Here is a 12,401-nt window from a genome sequence, read left to right on the forward strand (position 1 = left end):
AAAGGCAAAGATTTTAATTCCTAGAGTAAAAATCTTGTGGTATAAAAACTCTTTCTTTCTACTTTTGCCTTGTTGTACTAGTCCCTAGCCTCTTTTTCACATCTACCAACCTTGTTCGGCTTTTTGAAAGACGTAAGCAGCGACATCCAAAATTTCTTCAGGTGTTAACTTGTTTTTGAAGGATGGCATGGCATTTTTGCCATTTTGGATTTGATGAATAATTGCCTGAAGGGAGTCGGTGTTATAGTCTGCCAAGTATTTTGATAGTGCTTCTTTGTTTAAGGTTTTTTCGGAAACGAGAATATTACCGCCACCTATGTGACAAGAAGCGCAATTGGCACTAAAGATTTTGGCACCGTTGGAAGTTTCGGCGGCTAGTGCTGGATAAGTAAATGTTAATTGGAAGAGCGCGATCGCTAGAAATAAAATTAATAACAGTCTTCTCAAGTTATTCTCCAGACTCTAGCGCCTAAATAGAGTTCTCATCTATACTTTGACTGCTACATTTTATCAGTTTTACATTTAAATAAAATTAGCGGTGACGAGTCAATCTCTAAACATCGCTGGGCGCTGTTGAGCATTTTGGGTGGAAATCAAACTCGTCACCGCTATTAGTTGATTTGTTGTATGCGCCAGGCTGTGGCGTTTCTTAGTTTGTCAATTTTCCTGAAGAGCTAGAAAATTATCTAGTTTCGCCAGTGCTATTTCTACTATTGAACAATGATGTGGCCAACCATACCGGCACCACGATGGGGTTCGCAATAGAAGGTGTAATCACCAGCAGGTGCATCAGCTGGGATGGTGGTTGTTTGTGTTTGACCAGGACTCATTAACATCTGTTTGTGAGACAGAGATTTAGCTAAATCTGCACTCTTAGCAGGGTTGAGAGCCGCATCAAAGACAACGTTATGGGGAGGAACTTTGTTGTTTACCCATTCAATTGTATCGCCGGGCTTCACTGTTACCTTGCTGGGTTCAAATGCCAGCATTCCTTTATCGCTACCCAACTTGATTTGGTGGGTTTCAGCAGAGGCTGAAGGTGTAAAAATAGCAAAGCTGCTGACAACTAAAATCATGGTCAACACAGCTAGGCTCAAGCGTCTCAGACTTGCCGCAATCAATTTCATGACTTTCTCCTAACAGATGGTTTTATAGTCCCTATCTCATTTTAAATAAAATCAACGCCAAAGTTTGACAATATGTCGTAGATCCAATTTATTTTATTTATCGGGTCATAAATTAATATTCAGCAATCTCAAAATCAGAAATAACTCTGATTTCTATACACTAAATAGCCTTTCCGTCAAGTAAAAAAATCCCAAAAATCAGTTTTAATTCTTAAAAAATTATAGAGATTGGGAATTAGTCACTGTGAAGTATCAAGATTGCAGAATTAAGCTTAAAGAGTAGAAGTAAAATTTCATACTTCATCCTTCATCCTTACATGCTTGTTTCTTCCCAGTATCTAATTCCCCAATACTCAGCAATTATGACTGAGGTTTAGTAATATATTTTGCCACCGCCCCACTTGGTACCTACGACTTTAGGTTGCAGGAGGATGTGACCAGCTATGGCTACCAAATCGTCTTCGGTCAGATTTCGCATTGTTGTGAAAATATCTGCACTCTTGAGACTGGGGTGTAATTCAGAGATTTCCTCTTCCCCGTCATAAGTGGTGGGATTTTTTATGTAATCTACCAAACCTTCAATGTTGTTGCGGTTTGGTGTAGCCAATGCTAGTGCTTCTGGTTCTAGACCTACGTTTTGGTTGGTTTTGGTAACGCCACCTACATGACATTGAGCGCAAGCGTATTGAAATAAACGTTTGCCTTCTTTAACTTGTTTGAGGCTAAGAACAACGGTATCACCCTTGTCATTTAATGGCACTGTTCTGGTAGCTTCGTCTAGTTCCACTGCTGAAGCAGCACCGACCATCAACTGAAATGTCAGTAAAACAGTAACCACAACAACGCCAATTAATCTTCTAAACATGTTTCCCCTTAAAAATTTTGACGCTCAACACAGCTAAATAATGCGATACTCAATCTCTGTGTCGCTAACGGTTGTTATATGTTGTTAAAAATTCGCTCCAGCCTGAAATCGCCCACAAGGTGACTCTGGTATCACTCACCGAGTCGCTAATATCTTGCTGGTGAATTTCAGACGATGTTTGCGCCATAATTGCTTTTGCATTTTCTAACGCCCAATGAGCCTTGTGGCATTTATAGGCAGTTCTCAATTGGTTATCCAGAGAAAACACTTGCCCCACAGTCATACTGTAGTGTGTTGCTATCTCTGCGATCGGTAGACCTGCAAAACCCATAATGTTTGGTTAACTAACAAATAGAGATTAAGTCGCTGTAATACCAATATCACGTTAGGAGTGCAATTTGTTGCCCAAAATTTGGAGCAGGGTGAGGATGTTTGGGAGATAGGGGGACAGGGGAGACAAGGGAGACAGTTATGAGTATATTGACTCAGGTTATCCTTTCCCGCCTGTAAAGGTGGCGCTTTGAATAAAGTAGCGGTTGAGGAAAGCATATATACCTAAAGCTGGTAGGGTAAAAATCATCGAAGCTGCCATGATGTAGTTCCAATAGCTGATGTATAGACCTTTAAATGTGTTTAAGCCTAAAGGTAAGGTAAACATTTCGGGGTCAAATAAAATCACGACAGGTAGCAAGAAATTATTCCAACTACCCATAAAGACAAAAACAGCTTGGGCTGCGAGTGCTGGTTTGGCTAAAGGTAAAACAATATATCTAAAAATTCCCCAGGTATTTAAGCCATCTAATTGCGCGGCTTCTTCTAGTTCCCTGGGAAAGTTAACGAAAAATTGCCGCATCATAAAGATAAAAGTAGCGTTTACCATCCCCGGCACAATCATACCTTGATAAGAATTTAGCCAAGCGATCGCCTTTAAAATCAAAAATGTGGGAATCAAGGTAATTTGCGCTGGTACTGCTAAAATTGCCAAAATTAAAAAGAACCAGAAATTTTTCCCAACAAAGCGCAGTCTAGCTAAGGCATAACCAGCCATTGAGTTGAATATCAAGTTTAAGAGCGTGACGCTAACAGCAATAAACACACTGTTGAATAACCAACGCCAAAATAAGGGTTCTTGTAAAAATATTTGCGTGTAATTATCTAAAGTAAAATTTTTGGGGATAAAATTATGACCGCCATTGACAATCTCTGATAGTGGTTTAAATGACGCTGACAACGCCCAGAGAAACGGGATTAGGGTAATAACGGCATACAGTGTCAACACCATGTATAACAATAATTTGAGCCAAGGAATGCGAGGAATTATAGTCACATTTTTTCGCCTCCAAATAAACGCCGTTGGATTAAAGTTATGGTGATGATGACTAATGCCAGTAAAAATGCGATCGCAGCAGCATAACCCATCTGTAAATTACGAAATACAGCTTGGTAAATCAATAACACTAAAGTCAGAGTTGCATTATTCGGCCCGCCAGTCCCACCAGAGAAAATATAAGATTGGTCAAATAACTGAAAAGTCCCAATTATGCCAATAGCCACAACAAAAAAGGTTACAGGCTGGAGTATGGGAATAGTGATATAGATAAACTGCTGCCAAGTATTTGCCCCATCCAGTTCCGCCGCCTCGTATAATTTTTGGGGGATATCTTGCAACGCCGCCAAATAAATCACCATATAAAACGGCGCAGTTGACCAAATATTCATAATCATGATGCCTTTGAGTGCCACATTTGGATCACCCAACCAGTTATAAGTAGGTAAACCCATAAAAGCCAAAACATCATTCAGTAGCCCATCCGTGTTATAAATCCACATAAAAATTAGCGTCAGCACTGCGGAAGAAGTCACTGTGGGTAAAAAATAAAGGATACGCCACCAATTTTTTCCCCGAATCCCAGAATTGAGAGTTACCGCCAAAACTAAAGCCAAAATTGTTTGTGACGGTACAACAATAACCACATATTCAGCCGTATTTTTCAAAGCTATCCAAACTCGTTCATCTTCAACTAAGCGGCTGAAATTGCGAAAGCCGATGAACTGATATTCAATCCCGCCGAGAAGCTGTACTTTATGTAGCGAAAGAAAGACGGCGTAGAGAATGGGTAACACAACAAAAGTACCCAAAACCAACAGCGTAGGTGCAAGAAAAAGATATCCAGCTAGATTTTCCGTCAGATTCCACCTAATATTTTGCTGTTGCTTGCTAACTTGCCACACAATTTCACCTCCGCTTAATTATGTACAACCTGGTTGTAGCGATGGGTGGTACATGATTATTTATGGTAGCGTTTGACGAAATCTCTTCAGAAATGATGGCGAAAGTTACTGTATATATCATTTTGGGAAGAATATATCTGGTGATTGTCAGGAAACAGAATGTTATATACAGCCTACTTAAGCTCGATTAAAAATGAACTACAAAGAACTGGTAAAGCAAAAAAAAGCTTACGAGTGAAAACCATCATGGAACAGTTTGGCTATCAACGCAGAAGTCAGGCATTCATTGATGATTTTAATACTGCTCTGGAAAGTGTAGGATTATATGCTGAACCTGCTTTTGATTTATATATTCCTTTAGATACAAAAATAGATATTTCTCTCAAAGGTATAGAAATTAGTGATGAAAAATTCAATTCAGCAGCAATTTCGCAAAAGCTGAAAGAAACTATTCAAGTTAAACATGATTTCTTTTACTATTTATTTGACTTCGGCTCTGAGCAAGAATACGAACGTTTTCAAGCTTGTTTAGATTCTAATCAACCTATGGGGATTTTTCTTGTTCCTCAAGATGTCGATTTCTTTTCTGATATCGTTGTCAAAATTTTCAATTATGAACTGATTAGAAAATTTCAATATCAAGGTTCAAGCGAGGTTGCCAGTTCTTCTGTACGCCAGTTTACAACTAATATTATTGACTCTGATGATGATTGCGAAAATGATAAAGAAAGTTCTATCAAAGGCGCTAATATATTTCACTTCTATCGTTCAACAATGACAAGTGTCATCTTAGGTGACACTGGCTTAGAGTTACTAGATTCGGAAAAATTTGATGAGCAGTTTGAATCTATATCTTTATCTCTAAATAAGTATAATTCTACACAATCATTTATTCTATTCCACTGTCCATCAGTGTTGGAAATTCAAGCCCAGCAAAAAGAAGATAGCTTAGGACATTTAGTAGATACAGTTGCTAGTAAAATTCCCTTTACTTTTACCCTCAGATGTAAATATTCTCATGAAGCTGCCATTGAGCGAAAGGAAGAGATTTTAGCTCACTTCCGTTTATTATTAGAACTGCCTTATTATCAAACAGAAGAAGATGATGTATCTCTCCTCAACTATTTCTTAGAACTGCAAAAAGCTCAAATTCAAGCTGAATCACAATTGTTACTCAAGATGAAGCCTGAACATCTTTATCATCTAAAGTGGCAACAAGAAAGTACTGAATATATCTACCTGAAGTATTTTGCGATCAAAACCCTAGAAAGTCTTGGATATGAATTATCACACATTGGCTGTGAAGTTGAATTAACTTCTCAAGATGAAGATAATAAAGAAGATGAGGAAGAATACGAATATGAAGAATATCAAACTGAAAAAGTAGAAGTATATATTAAAAATAAAATTGTGGTCGAAATAGAAACTCTCAAATATAACGAGTTCTCCGATAATAATCTCTTTTTTGATATGATTAAGAGAATTTTGCGGAAATCTCAGGTATGGCCAAATAATTTAGAGAGTGTTTGGTTAGTCGTCCCTGGATTTGAAATTGCTCGCAATTACTATCAACTCAAAAAAACCAAAGAGATTTTAGAGTATAGACTCTCAGAATACTATGGTGCCAACTTTAAAACTATAGTGATGACACCAGATTATGAAAAACATCAATTAGTCCCTGTGGCGTTTGATACCATTGATTATCCAACCTTTGAATATAAAGTTAAAAGACAAGCCACAAGACAAATCAGCCCAGTTACTAAACAAGTCAAACTTGACTTTAGCCAAGTCAAAGGTCTCAATGAAGAAAAAGAAAAACTCAATAAACTACTCAAATTACAATCTAAAGGGCATAAAGGCGCAATTGGGGGCATTTTGTTTTATGGATTACCTGGATGTGGTAAAACATTATTAGCTAATGCTTTTGCTAATGAGTCAGGGCGATATTTCTTTAAGTTTTCTCCGGCTGATATTATTAGTGTATGGATAGGTCAAAGCCAGAAAAATATTCGTGATATTTTTGTCCAAGCTAAGAAAAAAGCTCCTTCTGTATTATTCATCGATGAATTAGATAGTATTGGTTTCAATCGTAATGATGAAAACTCCCATACTGACCAAAGAGCCACTATCAATCAATTATTGATTGAACTAAATAATATTAAAAATAGTGATGTCATTGTCATTGCTGCTACTAATTATTTAAGTGGCATTGATAATGCCTTAAAACGTTCTGGCAGATTAGATTGGAAAGTGCCGATTTTCCCTCCAAGCCAAGCAGAGAGAGTCGAAATATTTAAGCATTATCTATCACAACTCAATGTAGAGCAATCAGTTAATTTTGAAATGTTAGCTGAGAAAAGTATCCGATTTACTTCATCTGATATTGAGTTGGTTTGTCGAGAAGTCAATAATGCGATTTTGTTAGAAGAAATAAGTTCATATTTGACAACTGCTGATGTGCTGACTTTTATTCATAATCTCCAAGATGGGGGTTTAAGTTTGACTCAAGAACAGGTGAAGGAATTTTTGGAAGAATGCAAGCAATTGAGTGTTAAAAATCCTAAGTTGGAAACCTTGAGATTAGAATGGGAAATTGATTAGGCATCAAATTATTGGGAAAGTATGTTTAGTAGGTAGGCACAAATGCGATCGCCAACACTACTGCACCTGTAGTATTCAAGAATAATTAGGATATGTTAAATAACATCAGGCGTAAATCCTAACTCAGCAATCAGGGCTATTATTGTGGAACTGTATCTGATTCGTCATGGCATCGCCCAAGAGCGACAAGCTGGCATTAAAGATGAGGAACGACAACTCACCAAAGAAGGCAGGCAAAAAACCGAGAAAGTCGCCCAGCGTCTACTCCGGCTAGATTTGCAGTTTAATTTAATTGTCACCAGTCCCTTAGTCCGCGCTCGTCAAACAGCAGAAATTCTTGTCGCCACCGGACTCAGTTCACAATTAGAAGAATCTTCTCACCTCGCTCCTGGTGGTCATTTTTCCAATTGGTTAGTTTACTGGTTAGAACCGAAAAATTATTCGCCAAATATCCAACTTGCCTTGGTTGGTCATGAACCTGATTTAAGCAACTGGGCAGAAATTCTTCTTTGGGGAGAGGTAAAAGGCTGCTTAGTCTTGAAAAAAGCAGGTATGATCGGAGTAAAACTGCCAGAAGCAGGAACTGTTGTGGGTCGTAGTCAAATGTTCTGGTTGACACCACCCAAGTACTTGCTATAACAGTTTTTCAACTCTTCTCGAAGAATTGTTGTGATAGCGACTACTGTTATGGCGAAAATAATTTCTGGTAAGTTAGCGTGATCGAATATTTCACAAAGCAAATGGTGTTGCCATGATGGTGTGCGAATACAAGCCCGGTTTAGAAGGCATTCCCGCAGCCCAATCGAGTATCAGCTACGTGGATGGGCAGAAGGGAATACTAGAATATCGTGGCATCCGGATTGAGGAGTTAGCCGCCAAAAGTACCTTTCTCGAAACTGCTTATCTCCTGATCTGGGGCGAATTGCCAAGTAAAGAAGAACTCAAAGCATTTGAGGAAGAAGTTCGCCTCCACAGGCGGATTAAATACCGGATTCGGGACATGATGAAATCCTTCCCGGAAAGCGGTCATCCAATGGATGCTCTGCAAGCCTCGGCGGCGGCGTTAGGCTTGTTTTACTCCCTACGCGATTTACATAACCCTGCCTACATTCGGGATTCAGTTGTGCGCTTGATAGCAACTATCCCCACAATGGTGGCTGCATTCCAGTTAATGCGTAAGGGTAATGACCCTGTAAAACCCCGCGATGACTTAGATTATTCCGCCAATTTTCTCTACATGCTCAACGAGAAAGAACCGGATGCTTTAGCGGCAAAAATCTTTGACATCTGCTTAATTCTGCATGTTGAGCATACAATGAATGCTTCGACCTTTAGTGCTAGGGTAACAGCTTCAACCTTGACTGACCCTTATGCTGTAGTTGCTAGTGCTGTGGGAACCTTGGGCGGCCCTTTACACGGTGGAGCCAACGAAGAAGTAATTCAGATGTTGGAAGAAATCGGTTCTGTAGAAAAAGTCCGTCCTTATGTTGAGGATCGCCTACAAAACAAACAAAAACTGATGGGCTTTGGACATCGCGTCTACAAAGTTAAAGACCCACGCGCCATCATTCTCCAAGACCTTGCCGAGCAACTGTTTGACAAGTTCGGGGGAGATAAATACTACGAAATTGCCCAAGAAATGGAACGGGTAGTTGAGGAAAAACTCGGTCATAAAGGCATCTACCCCAATGTTGACTTTTACTCTGGTTTGGTGTACAGGAAAATGGGCATTCCTACAGACTTGTTTACACCAATATTTGCGATCGCCCGCGTTGCTGGTTGGTTAGCTCACTGGAAAGAACAACTAGCAGAAAACCGGATTTTCCGTCCCACCCAGGTTTACAACGGTAAACACGAAGTTCCTTACACCCCGCTCGAACAACGTTAACTAGCCGTGTGTCCGTTCAGCAAGCACCTACCTACAAGTAAAAATATCAGCATCAACCCCCAATTTCGGGAATCAGAAATCCTATAAGCAGCAAATAACCGTTGCCAGCATGGAAGCGGCAGTTTTTTGATGTTTGCTTATGCTAGAGGCTAGGGGCTAGGGACTAGAGACTAGAAAAGAGTTGTCTAGTAGTCTGCCAAGAGAACTTTGTGTGGTGGCTGGCAGAGGGGCAGAGGGGCAGAGGGGCAGGGGAGAGAGTACCTTCATTCCCCCCTGCTCCCCTGCTCCCCTGCTCCCTTACAGGGTCTACACAGCAATATTGGGTTGGTGGACTACTAGTACTCAATCCCCACTCCCTACTCCCTATAGCAAATCTCAATCCTACCTATAAGCAGAAGTTCTTGTATAGCTACAGGGACTGAAAACCATGCAACGATATACTAGGCATGGGAATATGGCAATAAATCTTCAATCAGGAGTCATCTCAGAAAGGCTGAAGGCTGAAGTTTGAAGTAGAAAATTCATACTTCATACTTCATACTACCCTCCGGGAAGCCACCCAAAGGGTGTCTACACACTTCATACCTCAACTGACTTAAAGAGCGGAAACATGAATTCAGGAATTGACCTTCAAGGAACGTTTATTAAATCCCTAACGGATTTAGGACTATCAGACGGCACAGCCAAAGCACTTTGGATGCCGTTGCCAATGATCCTGATGCTGATTGGGGCAACAGTGGGTGTATTAGTGTGTGTGTGGCTGGAAAGAAAGATTTCAGCAGCAGCACAGCAGCGAATCGGCCCTGAATTTATTGGGGCTTTTGGCTTACTTGCTCCAGTTGCCGATGGTTTAAAGCTGGTGTTTAAGGAAGACATTGTACCAGGTAAAGCTGACCCCTGGTTATTTACTCTCGGCCCCATCATTGTGGTACTGCCAGTATTTCTGTCTTATTTGATTGTGCCATTTGGACAGAATATTGTAATTACTAACGTGGGTATGGGAGTCTTTTTGTGGATTGCCTTGTCTAGCATTCAGCCAATTGGCTTGTTAATGGCAGGCTACGCATCCAATAATAAATACTCCCTCTTAGGGGGCTTGCGAGCAGCAGCGCAATCTATTAGTTATGAAATTCCCTTGGCGCTGAGTGTGCTGGCGATCGCTATGATGTCTAACAGCCTCAGCACAGTTGATATCGTCAATCAACAATCTGGTTACGGTATCCTCGGCTGGAATATTTGGCGACAACCAGTCGGCTTTCTCATCTTTTGGATTGCTGCTTTAGCAGAATGTGAACGCTTACCCTTCGACTTACCCGAAGCAGAAGAAGAACTCGTAGCAGGTTATCAAACTGAGTACTCAGGCATGAAATTTGCTTTGTTCTACCTCAGTTCCTACGTTAACTTAGTGCTTTCTGCTTTATTGGTATCAGTTTTATATTTAGGCGGTTGGGATTTTCCCTTTCCCATCAACACCATCGCTAGTTTGTTAGGTGTCAGTGAAACTAATCCTGTCTTACAAGTAGTCACTGCCGGTGTGGGTATTACAATGACCGTACTCAAAGCCTACTTCCTAGTCTTCCTCGCCATCCTATTGCGCTGGACAGTACCCCGTGTACGCATTGACCAACTCTTAGATTTAGGATGGAAGTTTTTATTACCCGTGGGTTTGGTGAATCTTCTATTAACCGCCGCCCTGAAATTAGCCTTTCCCGTCGCTTTTGGTGGATAGTCAATTGTCATTAGTCATTGGTCATTAGCAAAGAACAAATGACCAAAGATCAATGACAAAGGACAAATGACAAAAAAGAGAGAGTGAAACACAATGCTAAAGTTCCTGAAGCAAGTTGGTGATTACGCCAAAGAAGCAGTACAAGCTGGTCGTTACATCGGTCAGGGGCTATCTGTTACCTTCGACCACATGCGGCGGCGACCCATTACCGTACAGTACCCTTACGAGAAACTCATTCCTGGCGAAAGGTTTCGCGGTAGGATTCACTATGAATTTGATAAATGTATCGCCTGCGAAGTCTGTGTACGTGTATGTCCCATTAACTTACCTGTAGTTGACTGGGAATTTGACAAAGGTAGCAAAAAGAAAAAGCTCAAACACTACAGCATCGACTTTGGGGTTTGTATCTTCTGTGGTAACTGTGTGGAATACTGTCCCACCAACTGTCTATCGATGACAGAAGAATACGAACTTTCCACCTACGATCGCCATGAACTGAACTATGACAGTGTAGCTCTCGGCCGTCTGCCTTACAAAGTCACTAATGATCCAATGGTGACACCGCTACGCGAACTGGTTTATCTACCCAAAGGCGTACTTGAACCCCACGGTGTCCCCGCAGATGCACCCCGCGCTGGCGCACGTCCAGAAGACCTTGCAGAAAAATAAATGTCATAAGTCATTTGTTCTTTGTCTTTTACTAATGACCAATGACCATACCAATTTTAGATTTTAAATTTTGGATTTTGGATTTTGGATTATTTTCCGTTCAAGCCCCCAGATCACTCAATGGCAAGTGCTTACGGTAGGGAAATTACTCTATAAGGGTTCAACAGAAAAAATCTAAAATCATCAATCTAAAATCGCAAATCTAAAATCCAAAATTGTTTGACTGAGGATAAAAAAGTGAATCTAGCGGAAGGTGTACAGATTATTTCGTTTGGTGTACTAGCAGTAATGCTGATTGGCGCAGCACTGGGTGTAGTGTTGTCTTCCAGCATTGTTTATTCTGCCTTTTTGCTAGGAGGCGTATTTATCAGCATTGCGGGAATGTACCTGTTGCTGAATGCGGACTTTGTAGCCGCAGCCCAAGTGCTGATTTATGTTGGGGCGGTTAACGTGTTAATTTTGTTCGCCATTATGTTGGTGAACAAGCGCCAAGATTTTGCCCCATTTCCCAGTGCTGGCGTGCGGAAAGTACTCACAGGTGTAGTTAGTATTGGGCTATTTGGCTTGTTGAGTGCAATGGTTTTGGCAACACCTTGGGCATACTCCACTACACCCGTAGCTGGTGAAAGTTCGATAGTGTTGATTGGTGAGCATTTCTTCAGCGACTTTTTATTACCCTTTGAGTTGGCTTCTATTTTGTTGCTGATGGCAATGGTAGGCGCAATTATTTTGGCGCGACGTGAGTATCTGCCAGATCAAGTTTCACAATCAACTGTTCTAACTTTGCCAGAACGCCCCAGAGAACTTGTATCAGCAGGTAGAGACAGCCAAGAGTAAATTTTCCATGACAACGAGAAATCATGGTTTAGGCCAAGGGTACAGGGGTGTAAGGGTGTAAATATTCAACACCCTTACACCCTTACACCCAACCTCAACAAAAGATTTACAGCCAGCAAACTTTACAAGGAATACTAGGATTCATGCAACTTCAGTACTTTTTATTACTGGCCGCCGCTTTGTTTTGTATCGGCATTTATGGTTTAATTACCAGTCGTAATGCTGTGCGGGTGCTGATGTCAATTGAGCTACTGCTAAATGCTGTTAATTTGAATTTAATGGCATTTTCCAACTTTCTTGACTCAACATTAATTAAAGGCCAAGTATTTACCGTATTTGTCATTACTGTGGCTGCTGCCGAAGCGGCGGTAGGTTTGGCGATCGTTTTGGCCATTTATCGCAACCGTGATACCGTCGATATGGAGCAGTTTAATCTCCTGAAATGGTAATTGT

At 40.7% G+C, this 12,401-nt stretch carries 13 protein-coding genes; 7 read left to right on the forward strand and 6 right to left on the reverse strand.

Annotation, left to right across the window (positions count from 1 at the left end; genetic code table 11):
* Positions 1 to 102 precede the first annotated feature (102 nt).
* From petJ to H6G79_RS29990, 6 genes are all read right to left on the reverse strand, one after another.
* Complete coding sequence (petJ, locus tag H6G79_RS29965; RefSeq protein WP_190593877.1) at positions 103 to 447, reverse strand: cytochrome c6 PetJ; 345 nt, start codon at positions 445 to 447, stop codon at positions 103 to 105.
* 263 nt (positions 448 to 710) lie between these two features.
* Positions 711 to 1,127, reverse strand: coding sequence for a plastocyanin (gene petE / locus H6G79_RS29970; RefSeq protein ID WP_190593875.1), 417 nt, complete (start codon positions 1,125 to 1,127; stop codon positions 711 to 713).
* Between the two features lie 373 nt (positions 1,128 to 1,500).
* Positions 1,501 to 1,992 carry a photosystem II cytochrome c-550 gene (gene psbV / locus H6G79_RS29975; RefSeq protein WP_190593873.1) on the reverse strand — a complete coding sequence of 164 codons (492 nt, stop codon included), beginning with the start codon at positions 1,990 to 1,992 and terminating at the stop codon, positions 1,501 to 1,503.
* A gap of 64 nt (positions 1,993 to 2,056) precedes the next feature.
* Positions 2,057 to 2,323 carry a hypothetical protein gene (locus tag H6G79_RS29980; protein ID WP_190593871.1) on the reverse strand — a complete coding sequence of 89 codons (267 nt, stop codon included), beginning with the start codon at positions 2,321 to 2,323 and terminating at the stop codon, positions 2,057 to 2,059.
* A gap of 159 nt (positions 2,324 to 2,482) precedes the next feature.
* A complete protein-coding gene (locus H6G79_RS29985; protein WP_199334099.1) occupies positions 2,483 to 3,274 on the reverse strand; it encodes a carbohydrate ABC transporter permease in 792 nt (263 codons plus the stop codon).
* Positions 3,275 to 3,315: 41 nt separating this feature from the next.
* A complete protein-coding gene (locus H6G79_RS29990; RefSeq protein WP_190593867.1) occupies positions 3,316 to 4,224 on the reverse strand; it encodes an ABC transporter permease subunit in 909 nt (302 codons plus the stop codon).
* Positions 4,225 to 4,383: 159 nt separating this feature from the next.
* Here H6G79_RS29990 and H6G79_RS29995 point away from each other — a divergent pair, with 159 nt between their 5' ends.
* The 7 genes from H6G79_RS29995 (at position 4,384) to nuoK (ending at position 12,397) form a co-directional block, all read left to right on the forward strand.
* Positions 4,384 to 6,825 carry a 26S protease regulatory subunit gene (locus H6G79_RS29995; protein WP_190593865.1) on the forward strand — a complete coding sequence of 814 codons (2,442 nt, stop codon included), beginning with the start codon at positions 4,384 to 4,386 and terminating at the stop codon, positions 6,823 to 6,825.
* A gap of 144 nt (positions 6,826 to 6,969) precedes the next feature.
* Positions 6,970 to 7,464, forward strand: coding sequence for a phosphohistidine phosphatase SixA (sixA, locus tag H6G79_RS30000; RefSeq protein ID WP_190593863.1), 495 nt, complete (start codon positions 6,970 to 6,972; stop codon positions 7,462 to 7,464).
* Between the two features lie 112 nt (positions 7,465 to 7,576).
* Entirely contained in the window at positions 7,577 to 8,713 is a 1,137-nt protein-coding gene (locus H6G79_RS30005) for a citrate synthase (RefSeq protein WP_190593861.1), read from the forward strand.
* A gap of 610 nt (positions 8,714 to 9,323) precedes the next feature.
* On the forward strand, positions 9,324 to 10,442 hold the full coding sequence (nuoH, locus tag H6G79_RS30010) for an NADH-quinone oxidoreductase subunit NuoH (protein ID WP_190593859.1): 1,119 nt from the start codon (positions 9,324 to 9,326) through the stop codon (positions 10,440 to 10,442).
* A gap of 93 nt (positions 10,443 to 10,535) precedes the next feature.
* Positions 10,536 to 11,111, forward strand: coding sequence for an NAD(P)H-quinone oxidoreductase subunit I (ndhI, locus tag H6G79_RS30015; protein ID WP_190593857.1), 576 nt, complete (start codon positions 10,536 to 10,538; stop codon positions 11,109 to 11,111).
* Between the two features lie 237 nt (positions 11,112 to 11,348).
* Positions 11,349 to 11,948, forward strand: coding sequence for an NADH-quinone oxidoreductase subunit J (locus H6G79_RS30020; protein WP_190593855.1), 600 nt, complete (start codon positions 11,349 to 11,351; stop codon positions 11,946 to 11,948).
* Positions 11,949 to 12,091: 143 nt separating this feature from the next.
* Complete coding sequence (gene nuoK, locus H6G79_RS30025; RefSeq protein ID WP_006199065.1) at positions 12,092 to 12,397, forward strand: NADH-quinone oxidoreductase subunit NuoK; 306 nt, start codon at positions 12,092 to 12,094, stop codon at positions 12,395 to 12,397.
* Positions 12,398 to 12,401 lie beyond the last annotated feature (4 nt).

Origin of the sequence: Anabaena sp. FACHB-83 (assembly GCF_014697485.1) — a bacterium.
Lineage (GTDB): Bacteria > Cyanobacteriota > Cyanobacteriia > Cyanobacteriales > Nostocaceae > Nostoc_B.

Coding starts and splice junctions, on each gene's coding strand:
- petE (WP_190593875.1), bottom strand. CDS start 1,127: ATGAAATTGATTGCGGCAAGTCTGAGACGCTTGAGCCTAGCTGTGTTG.
- psbV (WP_190593873.1), bottom strand. CDS start 1,992: ATGTTTAGAAGATTAATTGGCGTTGTTGTGGTTACTGTTTTACTGACA.
- H6G79_RS29980 (WP_190593871.1), bottom strand. CDS start 2,323: ATGGGTTTTGCAGGTCTACCGATCGCAGAGATAGCAACACACTACAGT.
- H6G79_RS29985 (WP_199334099.1), bottom strand. CDS start 3,274: ATGGTGTTGACACTGTATGCCGTTATTACCCTAATCCCGTTTCTCTGG.
- H6G79_RS29995 (WP_190593865.1), top strand. CDS start 4,384: ATGTTATATACAGCCTACTTAAGCTCGATTAAAAATGAACTACAAAGA.
- H6G79_RS30005 (WP_190593861.1), top strand. CDS start 7,577: ATGATGGTGTGCGAATACAAGCCCGGTTTAGAAGGCATTCCCGCAGCC.
- nuoH (WP_190593859.1), top strand. CDS start 9,324: ATGAATTCAGGAATTGACCTTCAAGGAACGTTTATTAAATCCCTAACG.
- ndhI (WP_190593857.1), top strand. CDS start 10,536: ATGCTAAAGTTCCTGAAGCAAGTTGGTGATTACGCCAAAGAAGCAGTA.
- nuoK (WP_006199065.1), top strand. CDS start 12,092: ATGCAACTTCAGTACTTTTTATTACTGGCCGCCGCTTTGTTTTGTATC.